The following is a 22,953-nucleotide window of genomic DNA, read 5'->3' as shown; positions in this document are numbered from 1 at the left end:
CCATATTGAGCAACCCGAAAGGGCGAGGGGAGACCTCCCGCCCACTGACCTTGCTTTGAAAAAAACAAGGTCCGCAGTTGGGCCGAGCGCGCCGCTTCGGGCAAAGCCCGAAGCGAAACACCTCTGGTCAGGCAGAAATGTCAGGTGAAAATGTCAGAAGGATCAGGCCGCAAGGCCCAACTGCCGCTCGCGGCGCATCACATAGAGGATGGCGATCAGCCCGCAGACACCGCTGCCAAACATGATCTCCAGAAGCGGCGAAGCATCAGAGCCGGGCACCAGCAGCCAGCTGGCCGTGGCCGAAAGCGCCGCACCGGCGCCGATCATGATCGCCGATGACAGCCCCGCTGCGGTCCCTGCCAGATGCGGACGCACGCTGATCGCGCCGGTGGTGCCGTTCGGGATCGCCATACCGTTGCCGAGCCCGACAAAACACATCAGCCCAAAGAAGGTCCAGACCGAGTCCATCCCGACGAGGGTGATGGTCAGCGACAGCCCGACGCCAAAGATGTTGATGATCGCGCCCCAGAACACCATCGCATTGATCCCGAACCGCTCCGAATAGCGCCCGGATAGGAAGTTGCCGAGGAAATACCCCAGCGCAGGGGCCGAGAAATAGATCCCCAGTTGGGCGCTGTTCAGCCCGTAGACATTGGTGCCCACAAAGGGGCTGCCGCCGAGATAGGCGAAGAAGCTGCCCGACGACAGGCCCGCCGCCAAGGAGTAGCCCCAAAAGCGCGGCGAGCGCAGCAGCGCCGGATATTCGCGAAACTGTGCGATCAACGGCTTGCCGCTCGCGGTCGCGGTCTCGCCAAAATCGGCGTAGAAAATCGCCAGCGTCACCGCAGCGGCGGCAAACAGCAGCCAGAAATTCGCATGCCAGCCAAAGGCCTGATCCAAGATCCCGCCAAGCGCCGGACCGATCATCGGCACCACCGTCATCCCCATGGTGACATAGCCGATCATGCTCGCGGCCTTGGGTCCCTCATACATGTCGCGCACGGCGGCCCGGCTCAGCACCATGCAGGTGGCGACCACCGCCTGCGCCATGCGAAAGGCCAAAAACCCCTCGGCCGTTGTTGCAAAGATACAGCCCAATGTGGCCAGCAAGAACAATACCAATGACGCCATCATCACTGGACGCCGCCCCATCTTGTCCGAAATCGGCCCGACAACGATCTGGATCACCGTGCTTGCGGCCAGATAAAGCGGCACCGACAGTGCGATCAGCCGATATTCAACCCCGAAATAGGCGGCCATGCCGGGCAGTGAGGGCTGAAAGATGTTCATGCCAAGCGCGGAGAGGCCAGAAAGCAGGATCAGGGTCCAAATGGTCGGTGGGGTGCTGCGTGTCACTATACGTCTCGGTTTAGTTTGCGTGTTAACCGTTTACGGCGCGGAGCGGTGCTTGTCCAATAAACCCGCACTCAAGGGTACAATCTTGTGCGCCACGCCAAAGCCTGTCTGTGTCGCAGGTCACTTAGTGGCACGTTTGTTCTGTGGTGTGCGGTGCAGGCGGCACGATCCATTTCGAGCCTTGAATTAGCTAATTTGCCAGTTTGCATAATGGGTATGCATTGTATTTGCAAATTTGCGATATTTGCCTTGGGTGAGGGGCGGGGCCAAGCTAGGGTCGGCGCCAACGAACCCGGTTCAACTCTGTTCAAAACAGTGGGCCCAAACTGATCAGGGGGCATTTGCCATGAAGGATATCCTTGCCGAACTCGAAGAGCGCCGCGAAAACGCGCGGCTCGGCGGTGGACAAAAACGCATTGATGCACAGCACGCGCGCGGCAAGCTGACCGCCCGCGAACGCATCGAACTCCTGCTGGACGAAGGCAGCTTTGAAGAGTTCGATATGTTCATCAGCCATCGTTGCACCGATTTTGGCATGGAGAACAACAAGCCCGCAGGCGACGGTGTGATCACCGGCTGGGGCACCATCAATGGTCGTCAGGTCTATGTGTTCTCACAGGATTTCACCGTGCTGGGCGGCTCGGTGTCCGCAACCCACGCGCAAAAGATCTGCAAGATCCAGGATATGGCGATCCAGAACGGCGCGCCGATCATCGGTCTCAACGATTCCGGCGGTGCCCGTATTCAAGAAGGCGTCGATGCACTCGCGGGCTATGCGGAAATCTTCCAGCGCAACATCATGGCCTCTGGCGTGATCCCGCAGATTTCCGTCATCATGGGGCCCTGTGCCGGTGGTGCGGTCTATAGCCCTGCGATGACCGACTTCATCTTTATGGTGAAGGACACATCCTATATGTTCGTGACCGGGCCGGATGTTGTAAAAACCGTGACCAACGAACAGGTCACCGCCGAGGAGCTGGGCGGGGCCTCCACCCATACCAAGAAATCCTCCGTGGCCGATGGCGCCTTTGAAAACGACGTCGAAGCGCTGGCCGAAGTACGCCGTCTGGTGGATTTCCTGCCTGCAAACAATCGCGAAAAACCACCCGTGCGCCCCTTCTTTGACGACCCCGCGCGGATCGAGGACAGCCTTGATACGCTGATCCCGGAAAACGCCAACACACCTTATGATATGAAGGAACTCATCACCAAAGTGGCGGATGAGGGTGATTTCTACGAGATCCAGGAAGACTTCGCCAAGAACATCATCACCGGGTTCATTCGTCTTGAGGGGCAGAGTGTGGGCGTGGTGGCCAATCAGCCGATGGTGCTGGCGGGCTGTCTAGATATCGACTCCTCGCGCAAGGCGGCGCGCTTTGTGCGCTTCTGCGATGCCTTTGAAATTCCGATCCTGACCTTTGTAGACGTGCCGGGGTTCCTGCCGGGGACTGCACAGGAATATGGCGGAGTTATCAAACATGGTGCCAAGCTCCTGTTTGCCTATGGCGAGGCGACGGTGCCAAAGGTCACGGTCATTACCCGCAAGGCGTATGGTGGTGCCTATGACGTGATGGCGTCCAAACACCTGCGCGGCGATTTCAACTACGCATGGCCCACTGCCGAGATCGCGGTAATGGGCGCCAAGGGCGCAACCGAGATCATCCATCGCGCCGATCTGAACGACCCCGAGAAGATCGCGGCGCATACGGCTGACTATGAGGACCGCTTTGCCAATCCATTTGTGGCGGCAGAGCGGGGGTTCATTGATGAGGTGATCCAGCCCAAATCCACCCGCCGCCGCGTGGCGCGCGCCTTTGCCAGCCTGCGTGGCAAGAAGCTCGCGAACCCGTGGAAAAAGCACGACAATATTCCGCTCTGATGAACATGGAACGAGACGATTCAAACTATTTAGATGCTCTTAAGGAGGCTGTTGAACAGTCAAAAGCGTCAATTGGAATTTCGTCAGTGCCGCTAGGGATCATTTTACTTCAGCTCAAGTATTTGGCTGAGGTCTCTAGTTTGCTTCTAAAGTTGCTCGCAACAATGGGTGTATTCACTTTGTTCGCCGCAACTATTTTAGCGTGGTTTTTGGCCATCACATTCCAAAGCACCTACGCAATGGAGGTGTATAACAGAAATGGGGTGCGGTCGGAGAAGGGAAACAAGTATGCGGCGTGGATTGTTTCTTACGGAAGGGGCGGGAGCGCCTTTGGTGAAGAACATCTTATTAACGTAAGCCGGACGCTTGTAGGGCCGTTTTGGATTCTCTGCCTCATTGGGTACGCTTGCCTAATCATGTTTATCCTCGCGCTCATTTGGCAAACTCCTGCTGAAGCGGCGCAAGTTCCATTTTCTTCCTCATGACGCATGGACTTTGGCATATCACGCGCGAGGTGGGGGAGCTGACACTCTCCCGCCAACTGCCCGCGCGCTTTGACGTGGTGGCGTCCACCACTCTACCAGAGGGCGATCCGCTCCGGCTGGCCCACCAGATCCGACAGGATATGTGGCGGATGCTCAAACGGGTGCGGGGGTTTTCCCCTGTGGTTCAGCTCACCCGTGAGGGCGATATGATTCGAATCAAAGCGGGCGGACGCGTTGCCGCCCCGGTCGCGCCGGGTCTGAGCGCAAAGATTGCGGCTCTCTTGGCGTGCCCGGCGCATCGCGCACGTTGGGTGGCACAGGCAAAGCGCTCTCAGAGGAGGTTAAAATGATCTCCACTCTGCGTAGAAACCGGCCGGAATCACGCCAAATGGCAAGTGATATGCCCAATAAGCCCCTGAATTCTTGTAACATGTTTACAATCTGCGCGCAGATCGGGCGAGGCGGGGTGCTCTTGCACAAATTTGTAACAGTATTTGACACAGAGGCCGAATCGGTTGCATGCTCCGGCTCAGCCAGACTGAGTTTAGCGCGCGCCACCGGCGCTGCGCCCGCAGCCCCGGCAGGAGGAGCCCAATCTGATTGGGGTCGGGGCTGCGGCAATTTGGTAGGTAAATCCATACAGCGTTGGGTTGTGTTGCGCGGCGCGCGGCTGTCCGCAATTTGCCGCCTTGCCACCGTCGCTGCCTGTCTCACGCTTCCGCTCTCGGCGTCTTTTGCGGCGTCCGGTGCGGGGGGTGATACCACGGAACAGACGCCCGCATTGATACCGGTGCCTTCCGCGCAACCGGTGACACTGTCTGAAGTCTTGCTGGATGACGCGCCCGGTGCGCTTTGGGCGCGCTTTCGCTTTGTCGCGCCCGAGATCGCCAAAGACGGTGATCCGGACGCCAGAGCCGACGATATCGACTACCTCTGCACAGAGGTCGCGGTGCCTTATCTGCGCCTTTATGAGATCGCGCCGGAGCGCGTGGTCATCTCGCTCTCGGACCGTGTTCTGCCCTTCGGCAGCAGCGAGCCTGAGGCCACCCAGTTCTTTGAGACCTACCGCGTTGAGGACAACGCTTGCGTCTGGGAGGGGTTCTGATGACGGTTGAGACGCAATTTCGGCATTTTTCTGCGATTTTCGCGCCACAGGGCGGCGACACTGCAGAATTTACATATATCCTTGAAACCAATGGCGCTATGCTACGCGCAGGACGCAAATATGCGCCTCGGTCCACAGGTTTTTTGCCTGTCGGATTGTCAGAGGTGCGGGCATTCGCCCGCGCAGGTTTCAGCAATGATCTTAGGAGACAGACATGTCCAAGAGCATCAAACTCATCACCCTCGCAGGCCTGCTGGCCGCAGTTTCCGCATGCGCAGGTCAGCGCGAAGAAGAGTTCGTCGTGGTTGATCCCGAGCCGATCTCTCAAGAGCCGGTCTACACCGGTAAGTATAAGTAATCACTTCAGGGGTCCGGCCCTGTGGCCGGACCTTTCCGACCTGCGGGGTGCCGGACCGGAGGCACTCCCATGCTAAAACATCGCGGCTTTCCCGGCCGTCTTCCCGGCACCGATTTCCAATTTGTCATCCGTCGCCCCAACCCAAAGGGCATCACGCCGATCACCCGGCGTGAGCGGTTTCGCGACCGCAAACCCGCAGATCGGCGGGCGGATGCGGGCTTTATGAAAGCGCTCTGGGAAAACTTTGGCGACCAGCCCTTTGAACGTGGCAATCTGGACGCAGGACGGCTGAGCTGGCTGTTCGGACGCGAGGTGGTTGCGGTTGATGATCCCTTTGATCCTGAAAGCTATGAGTCGCTTCTGGTGATCGACGTTGACGTCGCGCGCCGCTCCTTCCCCGAGGCGTTTGGGGGCTGAGGAATGCAAAAGGGGCGTCATATCACCGAAATGGGTTCATTACGGCAGCGGAAATCCGCGTGTCGTATTACACCCCATGCGTGTATCGGCGTCTTTTTGCTACCAATTCTGGAATTTGCGCGGCCTGCTGCCAATAATCCCGCTGATTTAACGGCGCGGTTTTCAAGCCGTTCCGGCGCTGGCAGGGTGGATCTGCCTACGCAGCCTTTTCGTCCCTTCTGGCTGTTGTTCTGGCCCCAAAACCTGACTGGGCAGCTGTGCGCCCCCCCGCGCCAGCTGCCCGCTTTTGGGTCTCTCTCTCCCGCGTCTCAGCTGTCTTTGTGCCGACCCGGCAAAGACGCTGTGCGCGGCGAAAATCCGCATATTGATCAAAGCTCTGGCCTTGCCGCCGCGCAATCCCTGTGCATCTGCGCACGCGCGCCTCAAGAATGGGCGAAAGCCCGCCAATTGCGTGGTTATCGCGGGCGATCTGTCGCCCATGCGGCAAGATTGCGCGGAACTTATCTGGACGATATGCGTTGGACCGGCAAATTGGCTCTCAACCATGCAGAACGATCCAAAGGAGCATTTCGATGCGTAAATCACTCATTGCGGCCCTGCTCGCAGGCACCGCAGCCGTTGCGGCCTGCGGCGATACCACCGGTGAACAGGTGCTCTATGGTGCCGGTGCAGGGGCGGCAGGGGCCGCATTGCTCAACGGCAGCCTCGTCACTGGCGCAGCCGTCGGCGTTGCTGGCAACCTCATCTACTGCAAGGAAAATCCGGGCCGCTGCTAAACCGGCCTCGGGCGCGCGGGAACTCCGCGCCCTGCTGACATCTCGCTTTGACGCGGGCGCACCGCCGCCACGGGACATCCCCGTGCGCGGCGGTTTTTTGTGTGCGCGTCAGACCCATCAACACGGACCACAAGGGACAGCCCATGTTTGATAAGATCCTGATCGCCAACCGGGGGGAAATCGCCTGTCGCGTCATCAAGACCGCGCGCAAGATGGGCATTGAGACCGTCGCCATCTACTCTGATGCCGACCGTCAAGCGCTGCATGTGCAAATGGCGGATGAGGCGGTGCATGTGGGGCCAGCCCCCGCCAACCAATCCTATATCGTCATCGACAACGTCATGGCGGCGATCAAATCCTCGGGCGCGCAGGCGGTGCATCCGGGCTATGGCTTCCTGTCGGAAAACGCCAAATTCGCCGAGGCGCTGGAGGCCGCAGGCGTCGCCTTTGTCGGCCCGCCCAAAGGCGCGATCGAGGCGATGGGGGACAAGATCACCTCGAAAAAAATCGCCCAGGAAGCAGGCGTTTCCACCGTACCGGGCTACATGGGCCTGATCGCGGATGCCGATGAGGCAGTGAAGATCTCCAACGAGATCGGCTATCCGGTGATGATCAAAGCCTCTGCGGGCGGCGGCGGCAAGGGCATGCGGATTGCATGGAACGACGAAGAGGCGCGCGAAGGCTTCCAATCCTCCAAAAACGAGGCCGCGAACTCCTTTGGCGATGACCGGATTTTCATTGAGAAATTCGTCACCCAACCACGCCACATCGAAATTCAGGTGCTTTGTGATGCCCATGGCAACGGCGTTTACTTGGGTGAGCGTGAATGCTCGATCCAGCGCCGCAACCAGAAGGTCGTCGAAGAGGCGCCCAGCCCCTTCCTCGATGAAGAGACCCGCCGCGCCATGGGCGAGCAATCCGTCGCGCTGGCCAAGGCCGTGGGCTATGCCTCTGCGGGCACCGTGGAATTCATCGTTGATGGCAACAAGAACTTCTACTTCCTTGAGATGAACACTCGTTTGCAGGTCGAACACCCGGTGACCGAACTCATCACCGGTGTTGACCTTGTGGAGCAGATGATCCGCGTGGCTGCTGGCAAGGAGCTGTCGATCACCCAAGATGACGTCAAGCTCACCGGTTGGGCGATTGAAAACCGCCTTTATGCCGAAGATCCCTACCGCAACTTCCTGCCCTCCATCGGGCGTCTTACCCGCTATCGCCCCCCGGCGGAAACGGCGGCCTATACGCCCGGCGTGGCACCGGGGGATGCGGGCGATGTGGTCGTGCGCAATGACACCGGCGTCTATGAGGGCGGTGAGATTTCAATGTATTACGACCCGATGATCGCCAAGCTCTGCACTTGGGCGCCGACCCGTGAGGCGGCCATTGAGGCGATGCGCGTGGCGCTTGATAGTTTCGAGGTCGAAGGCATCGGTCACAACCTGCCGTTCCTGTCGGCGGTGATGGATCATCCGAAATTCGTCTCGGGCGATATGACCACCGCCTTTATTGCCGAGGAATACCCCGAGGGCTTTGACGGTGTGAACCTGCCCGAAAGCGACCTGCGCCGGATTGCGGCGTCTTGTGCGGCGATGCACCGTGTTGCCGAAATCCGCCGCACGCAGGTCTCAGGCCGCATGGACAACCACGAACGCCGGGTTGGCAACAACTGGGTGGTGGCCATTGGCGATCACTCTTATGCGCTGCGCATCTCTGCAGATCCCGAAGGCGCCACCGTGCGGTTTGAGGACAAAAGCGAAATCCGCGTCAGCTCCGACTGGACGCCGGGGGATAGCCTCGCGCATGTGCTGACCGATGGTGCGCCCTTGGTTCTGAAGGTCGACAAGATCACCCAAGGCTTCCGCGTGCGCAGCCGGGGGGCTGACCTCAAGGTGCATGTGCGCCGTCCGCGTCAGGCCGAACTGGCAGCTTTGATGCCGGAAAAACTGCCGCCGGATACCTCCAAGATGCTCCTGTGCCCGATGCCCGGTCTTGTTGTGAAAATCAACGTCGAGGTGGGCCAAGAAGTGCAGGAAGGGCAGGCGCTTTGCACCATCGAGGCGATGAAGATGGAAAACATCCTGCGCGCCGAGAAAAAATCCGTGGTCTCCAAGATCAACGCGGGCGCTGGCGACAGCCTCGCGGTGGATGATGTGATCATCGAATTCGAGTGATCCATTGACCCATTTGGCCCGCATATCCCCTGATCTCATCCCGCCGCATCCGCGCGCGGAACAGATCAGTGCGTGCGGGCCAAAATTTCCGCAAAAATCCAGCAACCAGGCCGGGGCGTTAAGCCTTTCTGAAGGGCGCGCGCCTATTTTTGACGCATATGCCCTGCCGCAGGTCTCTGCCTGCCGGTGTTTTCACCATGCCGATATTGCCGGAGATTTTGCTCGTGCCGCTTTCCCGTCCTCGCCGCCTTCTGCGTACCCTCACCGGGGTGCTGGTTGGCTCTGCTTTGATGGCGGCCTGCAGCCTCGATCAGGAGGAAAAGGTCCGCTCGCAAATTCAGGATTGGGTGAAGCTGGGCGAGACATATTACTTCTTCTCGCGGGTCAATTGCACCGCCGCCCTCTTCGAGGTGAAGGCGAGCCGGATCACCTCCATGGTGAAAAAGGTCCGCGACGTCGACACAGGCATGCGCGCCATCACCGAGGGCAAGCCGGTGGCCTTCGAAATCTCCGGCATGTCGCCCACTGTCGTGACCGAACAGATCATGACCCGCGATCTGCCACTAGGTCTTGGGGTGCTGTCCTCGGGCACCGGTGGCAAGGATTGTATGGCGGTCGAGATGGAAGATGCCTATTTCAACGCGCTTCTCGACCCCACATCGGTGCTGATCTTCGACCCGGAGGCCAAGTTCACCGCAGTCTTCGACCGGCGCAACATGCGTCTGTTTTATTCACGCGGCCGCACCCACTAGGCGCGCGCTTTGCACGAAACAGAGATTACCCGCCGCGCCGGGCCTCGATTTCGCGTTGCCGGGTGGGCATCTTGTCGATGCTGCGGCTCAATTCACGCACGCTCCACGGCAGCGGTTTGCGCAGTTTCACACCGCCATCCTTGCCAATCAGAACCAGCATGAACCCGCGCGGGCGCAGCTTTTTGCGCAGGGCAGAGCGCGCCTTTGGGTCAGTGTCCACAAACACCACCACATCGCGCGTCATCAACGCCGGGATGTCTTGTAACAGCTCGTCGATCTGCTCTTGGTATCGCGGGTCCGCCGGGCTGTCGGCAAAGACCACCACCGGACGATGGGTCCACTGGAATTCCTCGATATCCACGTCATACCCATCGCGGATCTCAAATGCGGGCGCGGCCTCTTCAACGCTCAGCTCTTCGGGGGCGGCGTCTTCGCTCAATCCGGCATCCGGTGCACGCGGCGGGGCGTCAGCCTCCTGCGCCGCAAGGGCCAGCGTGAAGGGCAGGGTGGTCAGGGCGGCAAGCAGCGCGAGGCTTTGCAATCTGTTCATAGGCTCTCCTCTAAGCGCAAATATATGTGTTCCCAGCGTAAAAGCGACCGCTGAAACCCCCAAGGACACAAAAAAATCATCTTCTGTTAAGCGTGAAGGAACCCCTTTCGCGCATGGTTTTCTGCAGAGCCCTCAGCCTGCGCAAGGAGAACCTGCGATGAAAGTCATTTTGCATATCGGTGCCCACCGCTGCGCCACCCGCAGCTTTCAGAACTATATGACCCGCAAAAGCGAAACCCTGTCGCAATACGGGATTGCGTTCATGGGACCGGAGCGCACGCGCAAGGGGCTGTTGCACGGGGTGCAGCCGGGGGCGATTTCTGTCACCGGACGCAACCCGGTTGAACGCGCGCGCGGGCGGATCTCCTTGCAGCTGGCGGGGTTGCATAACGCAGGCACTGCCGCTGTGGTAATCTCTGATGCGGCCATGCTGCAACCGCTGGAACAGTGCTTTGCATTGGGCGCGCTCTATCCCGGCGCGGGCGAACGTCTGTCGCGGCTGGATCATGCTTTTTCCGGCGTTGTCACGGATGTGATGCTCAATATCCGCAGCCCGGAGAGCTTCTGGGCCTCCGCCATGGCGGTGCGGCTTGAACAGTCCCTGCGTCTGCCCAACGCGCGGACACTGTCGCGCATCGCAGAGGCCACGCGCAGCTGGCGTGATGTTATTCAGGACATTTATTGCGCCATGCCCGGTGCCCGCATCCGGGTCTTCGCACATGAGGTTTTTGCAGCGCAGCCCGAAGCACAGCTTTCGGCGGTGACCGGCGTTGACTGCCCGCGGGTGCGCGGCAGCTTCCGTCTGAACGCCAGCCTGCGCTTGCCGGGACTGCGTGCAGAGCTGCCAAAGCGCATCACCAACCTCCTGCCCGAAGGGGAGGGCCGCTGGATGCCCTTTTCCGAGGCTGAGGCCGCGCGCCTGCGCGAGAGTTACTATGACGATATGATGTGGCTGGTCGGCGGGGCCGATGGCCTCGCTGAACTGGCCGAAGATCCGAATAAATCGGACACGACCACCAACACACCTGCGCCTGACCAAATCGCGCAGGAAGATCTGACAAGAGGACGATTGCATGACCCAGACACCGGACGATTGGCGGGCACTGGCTGAAAAAGAACTGCGCGGCCGCCCGCTCGAGGATCTCACCTGGCAGACCTTGGAGGGCATCGACGTAAAGCCAATCTATACGGCCGAGGATACCGCAAACCTTGGCCATATGGGGACTCTGCCAGGCTTTGGCCCTTTCACCCGAGGGGTAAAGGCCACCATGTACGCAGGCCGACCCTGGACCATCCGCCAATATGCGGGTTTTTCCACGGCCGAGGAATCGAACGCCTTTTACCGCCGCAACCTTGCCGCCGGTCAGCAGGGCGTCTCCGTCGCCTTCGATCTCGCCACCCACCGTGGCTATGACAGCGACCATGAACGGGTGATGGGCGATGTCGGTAAGGCCGGTGTCGCCATCGACAGCGTTGAGGATATGAAAATCCTCTTTGACGGCATCCCGCTTGATCAGGTTTCGGTCTCCATGACCATGAATGGCGCGGTGATCCCGATCCTGGCCTCCTTCATCGTTGCGGGCGAAGAGCAGGGCCACGACAAGGCGCTCCTCTCCGGGACCATTCAGAACGACATCCTCAAGGAGTTCATGGTCCGCAACACCTATATCTACCCGCCCGAACCCTCGATGCGGATCATTGCGGATATCATTGAATACACCTCAAACGAGATGCCGAAATTCAACTCCATCTCGATCTCCGGCTACCACATGCAGGAGGCGGGCGCGAACCTCGTTCAGGAACTCGCCTATACGCTGGCGGATGGGCGCGAATACGTCAAAGCCGCCATCGAGGCGGGCATGGACGTGGACAAATTTGCAGGCCGCCTTTCGTTCTTCTTTGCCATCGGCATGAACTTTTTCATGGAGGCCGCCAAACTGCGCGCCGCCCGCACGCTCTGGCATCGGGTGATGACGGAGTTTGACGCCAAATCCGACCGCTCCAAGATGCTGCGCACTCACTGTCAGACCTCGGGTGTGAGCCTGCAGGAACAGGACCCTTACAACAACGTGATCCGCACCGCCTACGAGGCGATGAGCGCGGTTCTGGGCGGCACGCAAAGTCTGCACACCAATGCGCTGGATGAGGCGATCGCGCTGCCCACTGATTTCTCGGCGCGCATTGCGCGCAATACCCAGTTGATCTTGCAGGAAGAAACCGGCGTCACCAATGTCGTCGACCCGCTCGCCGGCAGCTATTATGTCGAGAGCCTCACCGCCGAACTCGTGGATAAGGCCTGGGCGATGATGCAGGAAGTGGAGGAGATGGGCGGCATGACCAAGGCCGTGGCCTCGGGCATGCCAAAACTGCGCATCGAGGAAACCGCCGCCCGCCGTCAGGCGATGATCGACCGCGGCGAAGAGGTAATCGTCGGCGTCAACAAATACCGCAAGGACAAGGAAGACCCGATCGACATTCTTGATGTGGACAACGTCAAGGTGCGCGACAGCCAGATCGCCCGGCTCGAGCAGATCCGCGCCAGCCGTGATACGGCGGCCTGCGAGGCGGCTCTGGCCGAGCTGACCCGCCGCGCGTCTGAGGGCGGCAACCTGCTCGAAGCGGCAGTCGAGGCTGCCCGCGCCCGGGCCTCAGTCGGAGAAATCAGCATGGCAATGGAAAAAGAGTTTGGCCGCCACCGCGCCGAGGTGAAAACCCTCGCCGGTGTCTATGGCGCGGCCTATGAGGGCGACGAAGGCTTTGCTGCGATCCAGAAATCCATCGAGTCCTTTGCCGAAGAAGAGGGCCGCCGCCCGCGCCTTCTGGTGGTCAAGATGGGGCAGGACGGCCATGACCGGGGCGCAAAGGTGATCGCTACCGCTTTTGCCGACATCGGCTTTGATGTGGACGTGGGACCGCTGTTCCAGACCCCGGCCGAGGCCGCGCAGGACGCCATCGACAATGACGTGCATGTGATCGGCATCTCCTCTCAGGCGGCGGGGCACAAGACGCTGGCACCGCAGTTGATTGCAGAGCTGAAGGCACAAGGGGCCGAGGATATCATCGTGATCTGTGGCGGGGTGATCCCGCAGCAGGATTATGAGTTCCTGTATAAGGCAGGGGTGAAGGCCATTTTTGGCCCCGGCACCAATATCCCCACCGCCGCGCAAGACATTCTGGAGCTGATCCGCGATGCCCGCAGCTGACGCGAGGGCCGCGATATGAGCGATGCAACCCCCAAGGGCCGCTTGCACCTCTCGGGCCATCTCTTCTGCGCCTCGGCGCAGGAGCAGGCCCTGGTGGAGCAATATCTGCCGGAGCACATCCGCCTCACGCGGGCGGAGCCGGGGTGCCTGTCCTTTGAGGTGACGCAAACCGATGATCCATCCGTCTGGCGGGTGGAGGAGTGTTTTACGGATCGCGCGGCGTTTGACGCGCATCAACTGCGGGCAGGGGCCTCCCTCTGGGGTCAAAAAACGCAGGGCATACGTCGCGCGTATGAAATCACCGAAGATTAGGCGCTGGGTCTCATCCTGGCGGTGGCAGCCGACCCTCGACGAGAGGGTCGGCTGCGCGCGTCGCACCCAATGGGTGCGACGCGCCACGCCCAACGGGCGTGGTGGCATGGCACATGCCACCGGGACGGGCGGGAGCCGCCCCGGTTATCTCCTCGGTTACGCTCGGTTGAGCCAGTCGGAGTAGCTGCGTACGCCAAAACCGGCATCTGGCTCATCTTCCAGCATATGCAGCATCTCGATGGAATGGCCGTCAGGGTCCTTGAAATAGATCGACATTGCAGGCATCCAGCCAAACACCACCGGCTCTGTGACCGGTGTCCCACCAAAGCCAAGCGGCGTGATGCCCCGGCTCGGCAATACCTCGCAGGCGCTCAACACGGCGGATTTTGTCGCGCGAAACGCAAAATGCATCGTCATGCTCAGCGGCGCGCTGCCCGCCCCCCAGAGGCCCAGCATGCCCACCTCCTTGGGTCCGGCCCAGACAAAGGCGACATTGCGCGCGGGCAAACGATGCGCCAGCTTCAATCCCAGCTGGCCGGTATAAAACGCCAGCGAACGGTCCAGATCCCGCACCGGCAGATGCGTCTCATAGATGCCAAGGATGTTGTTTGCGGCCCAGTCTTCGGGCGTCATAGGGTCGTGCATATGTGAACTCCAGTCATCGTCGGTGCGCCCCATGGGGTGCAGAGCAGCACAACCGGGGCGGCGACTCAGACGGTAATTCCTCAAGCTCACTTTAGATCAAGCACAAAACAACAAGACCGCCATGCCTTTGCGACCCGCGCAATGCGGGTTTCCTTCCCCACCGGATTTGCTAGGCTGCCGCCCAGGACCACTCCGATCCAGCCAAGGGGCCTCACCATGGAACTCGACCATTTCGCCATTGCCGCCAACACGTTGGCCGAGGCCACCGCCCATGTCGAGGAGGCGCTTGGCGTGCCCCTGCAGCCGGGCGGGGAACATGCGGTCTTTGGCACCCACAACCGTCTCCTGGGGCTGGCAGACGGGCTTTATCTGGAGGCCATCGCCATCGACCCGGAGGCCACCCCGGAGCGTCAACCGCGCTGGTTTGATCTGGACCGGTTCGACGGTGCGGCCCGGATCGCCAACTGGATCTGCCGCAGCTCCGATCTGGACGGCACGCTGGCCGCGCTGCCGGTGGATGCGGGCGCGCCGGTCTCGCTCACCCGTGGGGATCTCAGCTGGCAGATGGCGGTGCCCAAAAGCGGCATCCTGCCCTATGACAACATTTTTCCCGCGCTGATCCAGTGGCAGGGGCCGCACCCTGCACCGCGCCTGACGCAACAGGGCTGTAGCCTGCGTCGTCTGGTGGTCTCCCACCCGGAGGCGCAGGCTCTGGCAGAGCTGCTGCCGCTTGATGATGCAAGGGTGGTGTTTGAACCCGGTCCCGCCGCGCTGCGGGCGGAAATCTACACGCCGCACGGGCTGCGCCATCTGTCATGACCGCCGCACAGACGACGCGGATCAGACCCGCCCGCGACCGCGATACCGAGGCGATCACGCATCTGCAGCGCCACATCGTTGACACCACGCTTATGACCTTCGCAACCGAGGCGCGCGCGCTCAGCGACTGGCAGGATGATATCCTCTATGGTGATCCGCCCATTCTGGTGGCCGAAGATAGGGATGGGGACTTCCTTGGCTACGCCACCTACACGGGCTTTCGCAGCAGCGAGGGCTATCGCCATACGGCAGAGCTGTCGATCTACCTCTCAGAGGCCGCCCGTGGACGAGGGGCAGGCCGTAAGCTCCTGACTGAACTGGAAAACCGAGCTATTGAAGGCGGCATCCACGTCATGGTCGCCGCCATCAGCAGCGCCAATCCTGCAGCCCAACAGTTCCACGCCGCCTGTGGCTACACAGAGGTGGGACGCCTGCCGCAGGTGGGGCGCAAATGGGATCAGTGGCTCGATCTTGTGCTGATGCAGAAAATTCTGCGTGAGGACGGCACTGCCCCGCCTGACAGCGCGGTCAATCCCGGCTAAACTGGCCTTATGTCACTCTGGACCCGCATAACCGAGGCGCTTGCGGCGCTGACGCAGGGCGAAAGCCTGGCCGAGGTGTTCGACCGCCTGCGCACGCCGCCGGAACGCTCCGTGGGCTTCACCATCGCGGTGATCGCGCTGGGGGCCAAGATGGCCAAGGCCGACGGGCAGGTGACCCGCGATGAGGTCGCCGCCTTTCGCGAGGTGTTCCAGATCGCTGCCGAAGATGAGGCGCAGGCCGCGCGGGTCTTCAACCTCGCCCGGCAGGATATCGCAGGCTACGACGATTATGCCCGCCGCATCCGGGCGATGTTCTCGGATGATCCCGAAACGCTTTGCGACCTGATGGAGGGGCTGTTTCACATCGCCATTGCCGACGGGTTCTACCACCCCAATGAGGACGTGTTCCTTGAGGAGGTGAGCCGCATCTTTGGCCAGTCCGAAGCACAGTTCCGCTCGCTTCGGGCGCGCTTTGTCGAAGATGCCCCCAAAGACCCGCATGAGGTGCTGGGCGTGGCCCCCGGCACCCCGATGGAAGACATTCGCCGCATCTGGCGTCGGCTGGTGCGCGACAACCACCCCGACGCGATGATCGCGCGCGGCGTCCCGCAAGAGGCGATCCGGCTGGCCGAAAAGCGCATGATCGACATCAACCGCGCGTGGGAAGACCTCGGTGGCAAGGCGCAAGCCCGCGATCATGCGCCTGAGCACGTATAATATCGAATGGTTCGAGGCGCTCTTTGACGAGAGCGATCACTTGCGTCTGGATGAGGCCCCCTCCGCCCGTCACGAGGTCAGCCGCCGCGCGCAGGCCGAGGCCATTGCCGATGTGCTGCGCGCCATCGACGCCGATGGCATCACCATCATTGAGGGCCCCAACACCGGCAAACGTCAAAGCACCGTGCGCGCGCTCACGCGGTTTGCCGAATGGGCCGATCTGCGCACAAGGGACGTGGTGATGGGCTTTGCCAATGACACCCGTCAGGAGATCGCATTCCTGTTTGATTCCAATGTGATGCAGGCGGAACATGCGCCCATCTCATCGCCCCGTGCGCCCCGGTTTGATGCGATGTTTGAAATTGACCTCGACGTGGATGCCAAGGCCGATATGGTGCGGTTTTCCAAACCCCCGATGGAGCTTATGGTGACCCCGGGGGATGGCATGTCCTTTCGCCTGATCGGCGCGCATCTGAAATCCAAGGCCCCCCATGGCGCGCGCACCCCGGAAGAAGCCCGCGCGATCTCCATTGCCAACCGCCGCAAGCAGCTGGCGCAGGCGGTCTGGCTCAGGGGGCGGGTGGAGGACCATCTGGAGGCGGGCGATCCGCTGGTGGTGATGGGGGATTTGAATGACGGCCCCGGCCTTGATGTCTACGAGGCGCTTTTTGGCCGCTCTTCGGTGGAAATCATCATGGGGGCAGAGCTGTTTGACCCCCACGCGCGCCATTTGCTTCGGCCCAATCAACAGGGGCTGCCGACCTCGGCGCGGTTCTATAACCACCTGGAAGGGCGGTATTTTCAGGCGTTGCTGGACTATATCATGATCTCGCCGCCCTTGCAGGCGCATCAGCCGAAATGGCGCATCTGGCACCCGTTTGAGGATGCCGCCTGCTATGGCACGCCCACGCTCTGTCAGGCGCTCCTGATGGCGTCGGACCATTTCCCGGTCACGCTGGATCTGGAGTTTGCCTCCGCCTAATCCTGCGCGTTTTCTTCGGCGACGCTGGCGCGCAGCCAGTCCAGCACCGCGCGCACCGCATGTTTGTGCTGGCCGCTGGTCTCACCCGCCGGGGTGACGATCGCCTGCAAGCCATTGGACACGTGCACAAACCCCAGCGGCGCAATCAGCCGCCCCGAGGCCAGATCATCCGCCACCAGCCGCCGCTCTGCCACCGCCACGCCAAGCCCCGCTGCCGCCGCCTCCAGCGCGAGGATGTGGTGCGGATAGGCGCTCTCACGCGTGGCGCGCAGGGCCACGCCGCTCAGACGGCACCACGCGTCCCAGGATTGCGGCGCGCCAGCGTGCACCAACCGTAGCTCCGCGCGCCAACCCTCGGGCGATTGCACCAGTGGATAACCCGGCGCGCAGACCGGACCATAAGAGGTATCGCCAAGGATTTCGGGCCTGCGCGTGTCCCGCAGAGGGCCGCGCAGACGATCATAGCTCAGGATCAGATCATAGGTGTCGCGCATGTCCCGGTGGGGGCCGGACATCAGCAAATCCACCTCCACATCCGGGTGCTGCGCATAAAACCGGGGCAGGCGCGGGGTCAGCCAGCGGGTGGCAAAGGTGGCGCTCACCGCCAGTCGCACCCGGCGCTGATCCTGCTGCTGTCGCAAAAGCTGCGCCACATGATCCAGCCGGTCCAGCATGGGCCGCAGCTCCGCCTGCAACTGTGCACCACGCTGGGTCAGCCGCAATCCGGTGCCGTCTTTTTCAAACAGCGCGCCGCCCAGATCCTCGCCCAGATGACGCAGTTGTTTGCTGATGGCGCTATGGGTCCGGCCCAGTTCGGCGGCCGCAGCGGTGACGGACCCAAGCCGGGCGGTGGCCTCGAATGCGGGCAGGGCGGAGAGGGGTGGCAGATGTCGCATATGTTCCTAAAAAGACCAAAGGGCGGGAAAAGAACTCAATTTTTCTGGGATAGATATAGGGCTAATCTGGCGGTATTGGAACAAAGGAACCTCTCATGTCCGCCGATATTCTGACCCTGCCGCACGTGCGCCCCTTGCGCCCGAACTGTTGCGCCCCGGATCAGCGGGGGCTGGCGCTCTGGCTTGCCCGGCGTCGCCTGCGCCTGATGCTGGCACGAGAGTTGCTCGGCGCGCCCGACAGCGCCTTGCAGGATGCAGGCTGGACCCGCGCCGCCCTTCGGCAAGAGATCGCCAAGCCGATGTGGCGGGGGTAAGCGGCGCAGATTTGTCCCCCTATGCCTGTTACAGAAGCGCGCTATAATCTGAGGCATGACACAGGATATTCGCCCCCGCATGTTTCGCCGCCTTGCCCTTGGGGCCGGGGTTGCGGCCCTGTTGGCCCTGCCGCTCGCCGCAGAAGACGCCCCGACGGACGAAGGCCCCACACTGATGGACCGCGGAATGGAGCTGTTCTTTGAGGGGCTGCGCCGCGAAATGGAGCCGACGCTCGAAGAGGCCGCGCGCCTCTTTGCGGAAATCGGCCCCTCCATGCGCAGCTTCCTCACCGAGATGGGGCCTGCGCTGGCGGATATCGCCGATCAGGTAGAGGACTGGAGCGTCTACGAGATGCCGGAAATCCTGCCCAACGGCGACATCATCATCCGCCGCAAGGACCCACAGCCCGAGACCACGCCAAAAGCGACTGAGGACGGCAGCATCGAGCTATGACCTGCCGCAGGGAAAGAAGGTCATGATCTCATATGTCACGGTCGGCGCGGATGACATCCCGCGCGCCAAAAGGTTCTATTCCGCCTTTATGCCCGCTCTTGGCTATACGCTAACCGAGGGGCCAGAGGGGCTGAGCTACGCTTTGCCGACAGCAACGGGGCAGTCACCGGTCGCGCCTGATTATTACGTGAAACCCACCTTTGACGGGCGGCCTGCCTCGGCGGGCAATGGCGCGATGGTGGCGTTTGAGGCGCAAAACCAAGCGCAGGTCCGCGACCTCCACGCCGCAGCGCTGCGCGCGGGCGGCAGTGACGAGGGGCAGCCGGGCTTTCGCGCGGCCTATGGTCCGCGGTTTTACGTAGGCTATTTGCGCGACCCGCAGGGCAACAAGATCGCCCTTTATGCCAGCAATCCAAACGAGCCGGGACGCGACGGATAGGCGCTAGTCCCGCGCGTCCTTTTCCAACAGCGCGCCGCGCGTGCCGGCAACGGTCACCCGCACCTCGGCCTTTAGCGTGTTGACCAGCGACATCAGCCGCGACTCTGCCACCTCGCCAAACAGCGCGGTGCTGGCGGCGGGCAATTCCACATGCAGGAGGCGTTTGCGGGGCTGCCAGCGCAGGCTCCCGATGTCCTGATCCTCGCCCACCATCAGCATCGCGCCAAAGCGCATCGCCTTGCCGAGGATTTCGGCCTCTTTCTGTTTTTCCGGCGGCAGCAGATCGTAGAGATGTTCGAAATGAGTGCCCTGCCGTTTGTTGCGATAGCGATGCAGCAGCGCCAGCCCAAGAAAGATCCGTTCGGAGTGTTTCAGCCCGCCGAGATTGGCGCGGGTGGCGTTGTCAAAACAGACCTCGGCGCGATAATCCGGGTGCGCGCGCCAGCTGACGTCATGCAGCACACAGGCCGCCTTAACAAGGCGCATCTTGGCGTAGGGCGCGCCGGAAAACAGCGGTTTTACAAAGGTGTATAGCGTCTTGCCAAAGCCCGGAACCCGCGCGTCCTTGGCCTCGGCAAAGCGCGCCGCCTCAATCAGCGGGTCGCGCTGGCGCAGACGGTCGGGCATTTGTTCATACAAGAGCCCCTCGCGAATCCCATAGCTGGAAATCGCGATATCCTTGGGCCGAAAGGTCTTGATAAGGCGCGAGAGCACATCAATCGCATAAGGCACCAATGCCATCCGCGCCGAGGACACGCCGCACTCGGAGCGCAGCTTTTCCAGATCGCCCTTCTCAATGAATTTGATCGTCTCGCGCACGTCCTTTGCGGTCATGCGATATTCGTGCTGCACCGTCAGCGGGTAGTTGCGCCGCAGCATATCCAGCCGCGCAATCGCCCGCCAGCTGCCGCCCACAAGGAACAGACGATCCCGCTGATCGCCAAGCTGGTCACGCAGCGAGGCCATCACCTCGTCGATATGCGCCTTGCGGCCCCGGCGACCGCCTTTGATGTCCTTGAGCTTCAGCGGCCCGAGGTTCGAGGTCACGCATTTGCCGACCTCACCGTCGTGGATTTCCGCCAACTCCATGGAGGAGCCGCCAATATCGCAGATCAGCCCATAGGCACCGGGCCAGCCCAAGAGCACGCCCTGTGCCGACAGCCGCGCCTCTTCTTCGCCGGTGATGACGCGGATGCGCAGACCCGTCGCGGCCTCAACCTCGGCGCAGAACTCCGGCCCATCGCTGGCGTCGCGCACCGCCGCCGTCGCCACCACAGTAAGCGGGTCCTTGAGCAGGCCCTTTGCCAGCATCTGAAACCGCTTGAGCGCTTCCAGCGCGCGGGCGCGGCCCTTGGGGTTGAGCTTGCCGGTGTCGGACAGACCCGCGCCAAGGCCACACATGATTTTCTCGTTGTAGAAATAGGCAGGGCTGCGCGCTGCGCCATCAAACACCACCAGCCGCACAGAGTTCGACCCCACATCGACCACGCCCACCCGGCTCAGCGCGCGGGCATCCGGGTCATTAAACAGAGGACGGCCATAGGGGCCCCAATCCTCTGCCGGTGCATCAGATCGCGCGGCCTCTGACGGGTCCGACCCGGAGGTCGCTGTATCGAGGTCACGGTGCGGGGCAGCGGGCTGAATGGTCATGCAGGCTCCGGGGCGTTTTGACTTTGGAAAGAATGGGGTATCAAGGCGATCAGGTCAATTCGCACATGCAGCATTGCGGCAATTTCCTTGCGTCTCGATATGAGCTGTCGCTGGCTGGACTGTCGCTGAGCGGGCTGGGGCACAGGCGCAGGTAAGACAGAGACAGGGGCAGGCAGGGCGCAAAACTCTCCTGTGTCGCTCTCCTGCGGCGTGCCCATAGCCTCAGCCCTCCTGATCGCTCGACATCATGCGGATCGCCAGCGCGCGGCTGAGGGTGCGCTGTTCTGCGAGCGCGAGACGGTCCAACTGATCCACCACCGCAGCCGCAGCGGCAAAGCTGCGATCCATCCGCCCGACCAGATAGGGGATCACGTCGGGCTTGGGGGTGATCTGTCGGTCATTAAAGAGTTTCGCCAGCACCACCGCCAGCAGCGCGTCATCCGGGGCTTCAAGGGCGGCATGGGTCGCCGCCTGCACCCGGCTTTGCAGATCCGCCAGCCCCAGACCCCAAAGGTTCGGGGCAGGGCGGCCCGTCAGCATCAGCCGGTGCCCATGGGTCAGCACCATATTATGCAGGTGAAACAGCGCCTTTTGCGCCCGCGCATCCTCGGCGATTGCCGGGACATCCTCGATGGCGACCGGACCGCTTGCCAGATCGGGCACATCGGCCTCGGTCAGGGCACGGGCTGGCACCACACGGGCGCCGCTCTCCTTGGCCCAGACATGGGCGAGGTGGGTTTTGCCGGACCCCTTTGGCCCGGTCAGGACCAGCTTGCCCGAAGGCCACGCAAAGGCCGGGTCGATCAGTGCGACCGCCATGGCGTTTGACGGTGCCACAAAGAAATCATCCCGCCCCAGCGCGGGTTTCGCCGGGAGATCAAAGCTCAGCTGTTCGGACATCGGCAGTCTGCTTGTTTTATGCGTATGGCTCGGGCGGGTCGAACCCTATGTTTCAGATGTCGGAGCGCTGGTCCTCAGGCGCGAGGGTGGCGGCATCCCGGTGAGAGAGCCCCTGATAGAGGCGACTGTGCAAATACTGATCCACGGCGAAACGTGCAACCACCCCGATGACCGCCGCCACCGGCACCGCGATCAACATGCCGACAAATCCGAACAATGCGCCAAACACCGACAGCGCCAGCAGCAGCCAGACCGGGTGCAGCCCGACTGAATTCCCCACCAGCTTGGGTGTCAGGAAATTGCCTTCGACCATCTGGCCGATCACAAAGATGCCCGCCACCAGCGCAATCCGCAGCCAGTCAGTGCCCTGCCGGATCATCTCGCCATCCGCGCCTTCCACGGCGCCCCAGAACTGGAACAGCGCCAGCCCAATGGCCAGCACGCCGCCGATAATGGCCCCGAGGTAGGGGATAAACGTAACCAGCCCCGCGACAAAGCCCACCGCCAGACCAAAGTTCAGCCCCACCAGCATCAGGGCCACCGCGTAATAGCTGCCAAGGATCACGCAGACCATGCCCATGCCGCGAATGAAAGACGACAGCACCCGGTCAATCTCGCGCGCCAGATGGCGCACCACCGGCGCATGGTCGCGCGGCAGCAGATCATCAATGCGCGCCACCATCCGGTCCCAATCCACCAAGAGATAGACAGCCACCACCGGCACGATCACCAAAAGCACCACGATATTCAAAAGCGACATCGCCGAGCCGACAAAGGTCTGCAGCAAGGTGACGCTCTTGTCCTGAACGATTTTCCAAAGTCCCGCCAGCGCCTCGCGGACCTGGCTGTTGTCTTCAAACAACGACGGGAAATGCTCCTGTGCAAAGGAACGCAGATTGGACATCGCCTGCGGCAGGGTCTGCACCAGATCGATCATCTGGTTGATCAGGGCTGGCACGATCAGCAGCAGCATGATGAGGAAAATCAGCACCGCCCCCACTGTGATCACCGCAGTGGCGCCTTCGCGGCTCAGTCCCGCCCGCTCCAGCCGGTCGGCGAGCGGGTCGATGATATAGGCAATCGCCCCACCAAGGATAAAGGGCATCAGCACATTGCCAAGCGCCCACATGATCACTGCGAATATGACTGCGGCAAGGCCCCAGTATTTCAATTGTTTGCGGGCGGGCAGAGCCATGATCCGGCATCCTCGCTATGGCTGTTCGCGGAT

Annotated in this window: 26 protein-coding genes; 19 read left to right on the top strand and 7 right to left on the bottom strand. The window is 61.7% G+C overall.

The genetic code is table 11. The annotated features are described in order from the left end of the window. Nucleotides 1–162 precede the first annotated feature (162 nt). Nucleotides 163–1,356, bottom strand: coding sequence for a multidrug effflux MFS transporter (locus UB90_RS13070; protein ID WP_065326083.1), 1,194 nt, complete (start codon nucleotides 1,354–1,356; stop codon nucleotides 163–165). 346 nt (nucleotides 1,357–1,702) lie between these two features. Between UB90_RS13070 and UB90_RS13065 the strand changes: the two genes are divergently transcribed. The 9 genes from UB90_RS13065 to UB90_RS13020 all read left to right on the top strand — a co-directional run bounded on the left by UB90_RS13065 (nucleotide 1,703) and on the right by UB90_RS13020 (nucleotide 9,302). Beyond that, entirely contained in the window at nucleotides 1,703–3,235 is a 1,533-nt protein-coding gene (locus UB90_RS13065) for an acyl-CoA carboxylase subunit beta (protein ID WP_005619654.1), read from the top strand. Continuing rightward, nucleotides 3,205–3,720: a hypothetical protein gene (locus UB90_RS13060; protein ID WP_157888766.1), complete on the top strand. Its 516-nt coding sequence runs from the start codon at nucleotides 3,205–3,207 to the stop codon at nucleotides 3,718–3,720. Before UB90_RS13065 ends, UB90_RS13060 begins: the two co-directional genes overlap by 31 nt. Next, nucleotides 3,717–4,070, top strand: coding sequence for a hypothetical protein (locus tag UB90_RS13055; RefSeq protein WP_065326081.1), 354 nt, complete (start codon nucleotides 3,717–3,719; stop codon nucleotides 4,068–4,070). The genes UB90_RS13060 and UB90_RS13055 overlap by 4 nt, the downstream gene beginning before the upstream one ends. A gap of 272 nt (nucleotides 4,071–4,342) precedes the next feature. Continuing rightward, the gene (locus tag UB90_RS13050; RefSeq protein ID WP_227512094.1) at nucleotides 4,343–4,825 is read left to right on the top strand and encodes a DUF6497 family protein; all 483 of its coding nucleotides are present in this window, start codon (nucleotides 4,343–4,345) and stop codon (nucleotides 4,823–4,825) included. Nucleotides 4,826–5,039: 214 nt separating this feature from the next. After that, on the top strand, nucleotides 5,040–5,183 hold the full coding sequence (locus UB90_RS22935) for a hypothetical protein (RefSeq protein WP_005619648.1): 144 nt from the start codon (nucleotides 5,040–5,042) through the stop codon (nucleotides 5,181–5,183). Nucleotides 5,184–5,252: 69 nt separating this feature from the next. After that, nucleotides 5,253–5,600 (top strand): hypothetical protein, encoded by a 348-nt coding sequence (locus UB90_RS13045; RefSeq protein WP_005619646.1) that lies wholly within the window; start codon nucleotides 5,253–5,255, stop codon nucleotides 5,598–5,600. 572 nt (nucleotides 5,601–6,172) lie between these two features. After that, nucleotides 6,173–6,376: a hypothetical protein gene (locus UB90_RS13030; RefSeq protein WP_009176242.1), complete on the top strand. Its 204-nt coding sequence runs from the start codon at nucleotides 6,173–6,175 to the stop codon at nucleotides 6,374–6,376. 143 nt (nucleotides 6,377–6,519) lie between these two features. Next, nucleotides 6,520–8,550, top strand: a complete 2,031-nt coding sequence (locus tag UB90_RS13025; protein ID WP_065326079.1) for an acetyl-CoA carboxylase biotin carboxylase subunit — start codon at nucleotides 6,520–6,522, stop codon at nucleotides 8,548–8,550. A gap of 224 nt (nucleotides 8,551–8,774) precedes the next feature. Beyond that, nucleotides 8,775–9,302, top strand: a complete 528-nt coding sequence (locus tag UB90_RS13020) for a hypothetical protein (protein ID WP_227513962.1) — start codon at nucleotides 8,775–8,777, stop codon at nucleotides 9,300–9,302. A gap of 25 nt (nucleotides 9,303–9,327) precedes the next feature. On the opposite strand, the gene UB90_RS13015 is transcribed toward UB90_RS13020, so the two are convergent. Next, the gene (locus tag UB90_RS13015; RefSeq protein WP_065326077.1) at nucleotides 9,328–9,852 is read right to left on the bottom strand and encodes a DUF4174 domain-containing protein; all 525 of its coding nucleotides are present in this window, start codon (nucleotides 9,850–9,852) and stop codon (nucleotides 9,328–9,330) included. Nucleotides 9,853–10,009: 157 nt separating this feature from the next. On the opposite strand from UB90_RS13015, the gene UB90_RS13010 reads away from it, so the two are divergent. From UB90_RS13010 to UB90_RS13000, 3 genes are read left to right on the top strand one after another with little or no spacing between them, the layout of a single operon-like run. Continuing rightward, nucleotides 10,010–10,963, top strand: coding sequence for a hypothetical protein (locus tag UB90_RS13010; RefSeq protein WP_065326076.1), 954 nt, complete (start codon nucleotides 10,010–10,012; stop codon nucleotides 10,961–10,963). Next, nucleotides 10,926–13,055, top strand: coding sequence for a methylmalonyl-CoA mutase (gene scpA, locus UB90_RS13005; RefSeq protein WP_065326075.1), 2,130 nt, complete (start codon nucleotides 10,926–10,928; stop codon nucleotides 13,053–13,055). The genes UB90_RS13010 and scpA overlap by 38 nt, the downstream gene beginning before the upstream one ends. Before the next feature lie 15 nt (nucleotides 13,056–13,070). Further along, nucleotides 13,071–13,367 (top strand): putative quinol monooxygenase, encoded by a 297-nt coding sequence (locus UB90_RS13000; RefSeq protein WP_065326074.1) that lies wholly within the window; start codon nucleotides 13,071–13,073, stop codon nucleotides 13,365–13,367. A 156-nt stretch (nucleotides 13,368–13,523) separates the two neighbouring features. On the opposite strand, the gene UB90_RS12995 is transcribed toward UB90_RS13000, so the two are convergent. Continuing rightward, a complete protein-coding gene (locus UB90_RS12995; RefSeq protein ID WP_081285583.1) occupies nucleotides 13,524–14,012 on the bottom strand; it encodes a VOC family protein in 489 nt (162 codons plus the stop codon). 216 nt (nucleotides 14,013–14,228) lie between these two features. Between UB90_RS12995 and UB90_RS12990 the strand changes: the two genes are divergently transcribed. Genes UB90_RS12990 through UB90_RS12975 form a run of 4 tightly spaced genes read left to right on the top strand, consistent with a single transcriptional unit; the run spans nucleotide 14,229 to nucleotide 17,072 of the window. Continuing rightward, on the top strand, nucleotides 14,229–14,831 hold the full coding sequence (locus tag UB90_RS12990; protein WP_065326073.1) for a VOC family protein: 603 nt from the start codon (nucleotides 14,229–14,231) through the stop codon (nucleotides 14,829–14,831). Next, entirely contained in the window at nucleotides 14,828–15,373 is a 546-nt protein-coding gene (locus UB90_RS12985) for a GNAT family N-acetyltransferase (protein ID WP_065326072.1), read from the top strand. Before UB90_RS12990 ends, UB90_RS12985 begins: the two co-directional genes overlap by 4 nt. A 9-nt stretch (nucleotides 15,374–15,382) precedes the next feature. Continuing rightward, nucleotides 15,383–16,090 (top strand): molecular chaperone DjiA, encoded by a 708-nt coding sequence (locus UB90_RS12980; protein ID WP_065326071.1) that lies wholly within the window; start codon nucleotides 15,383–15,385, stop codon nucleotides 16,088–16,090. Beyond that, entirely contained in the window at nucleotides 16,071–17,072 is a 1,002-nt protein-coding gene (locus UB90_RS12975; RefSeq protein ID WP_065326070.1) for an endonuclease/exonuclease/phosphatase family protein, read from the top strand. Before UB90_RS12980 ends, UB90_RS12975 begins: the two co-directional genes overlap by 20 nt. Here the strand turns inward: UB90_RS12975 and UB90_RS12970 are convergent. Then, complete coding sequence (locus tag UB90_RS12970) at nucleotides 17,069–17,968, bottom strand: LysR family transcriptional regulator (protein WP_065331980.1); 900 nt, start codon at nucleotides 17,966–17,968, stop codon at nucleotides 17,069–17,071. The two genes, UB90_RS12975 and UB90_RS12970, sit on opposite strands and share 4 nt — an antisense overlap. A 95-nt stretch (nucleotides 17,969–18,063) precedes the next feature. Between UB90_RS12970 and UB90_RS12965 the strand changes: the two genes are divergently transcribed. Genes UB90_RS12965 through UB90_RS12955 form a run of 3 tightly spaced genes read left to right on the top strand, consistent with a single transcriptional unit; the run spans nucleotide 18,064 to nucleotide 19,175 of the window. Continuing rightward, nucleotides 18,064–18,282: a DUF1127 domain-containing protein gene (locus UB90_RS12965; RefSeq protein WP_065326068.1), complete on the top strand. Its 219-nt coding sequence runs from the start codon at nucleotides 18,064–18,066 to the stop codon at nucleotides 18,280–18,282. Nucleotides 18,283–18,337: 55 nt separating this feature from the next. Continuing rightward, nucleotides 18,338–18,736, top strand: a complete 399-nt coding sequence (locus UB90_RS12960; protein WP_227431679.1) for a hypothetical protein — start codon at nucleotides 18,338–18,340, stop codon at nucleotides 18,734–18,736. Between the two features lie 22 nt (nucleotides 18,737–18,758). Next, complete coding sequence (locus UB90_RS12955) at nucleotides 18,759–19,175, top strand: VOC family protein (RefSeq protein ID WP_009176244.1); 417 nt, start codon at nucleotides 18,759–18,761, stop codon at nucleotides 19,173–19,175. 3 nt (nucleotides 19,176–19,178) lie between these two features. On the opposite strand, the gene UB90_RS12950 is transcribed toward UB90_RS12955, so the two are convergent. The 3 genes from UB90_RS12950 to UB90_RS12935 form a co-directional block, all read right to left on the bottom strand. Further along, the gene (locus UB90_RS12950) at nucleotides 19,179–20,825 is read right to left on the bottom strand and encodes a Ppx/GppA family phosphatase (protein ID WP_065326067.1); all 1,647 of its coding nucleotides are present in this window, start codon (nucleotides 20,823–20,825) and stop codon (nucleotides 19,179–19,181) included. A 222-nt stretch (nucleotides 20,826–21,047) separates the two neighbouring features. Then, nucleotides 21,048–21,725, bottom strand: a complete 678-nt coding sequence (locus tag UB90_RS12940; RefSeq protein WP_009177103.1) for a P-loop NTPase family protein — start codon at nucleotides 21,723–21,725, stop codon at nucleotides 21,048–21,050. Nucleotides 21,726–21,777: 52 nt separating this feature from the next. Then, a complete protein-coding gene (locus UB90_RS12935) occupies nucleotides 21,778–22,920 on the bottom strand; it encodes an AI-2E family transporter (RefSeq protein WP_065326065.1) in 1,143 nt (380 codons plus the stop codon). Nucleotides 22,921–22,953: the final 33 nt, after the last annotated feature.

This window comes from Tritonibacter mobilis, assembly GCF_001681715.1.
Taxonomy (GTDB): Bacteria; Pseudomonadota; Alphaproteobacteria; order Rhodobacterales; family Rhodobacteraceae; genus Epibacterium; species Epibacterium mobile.
This window is presented reverse-complemented; position numbering and strand designations above follow the sequence as displayed.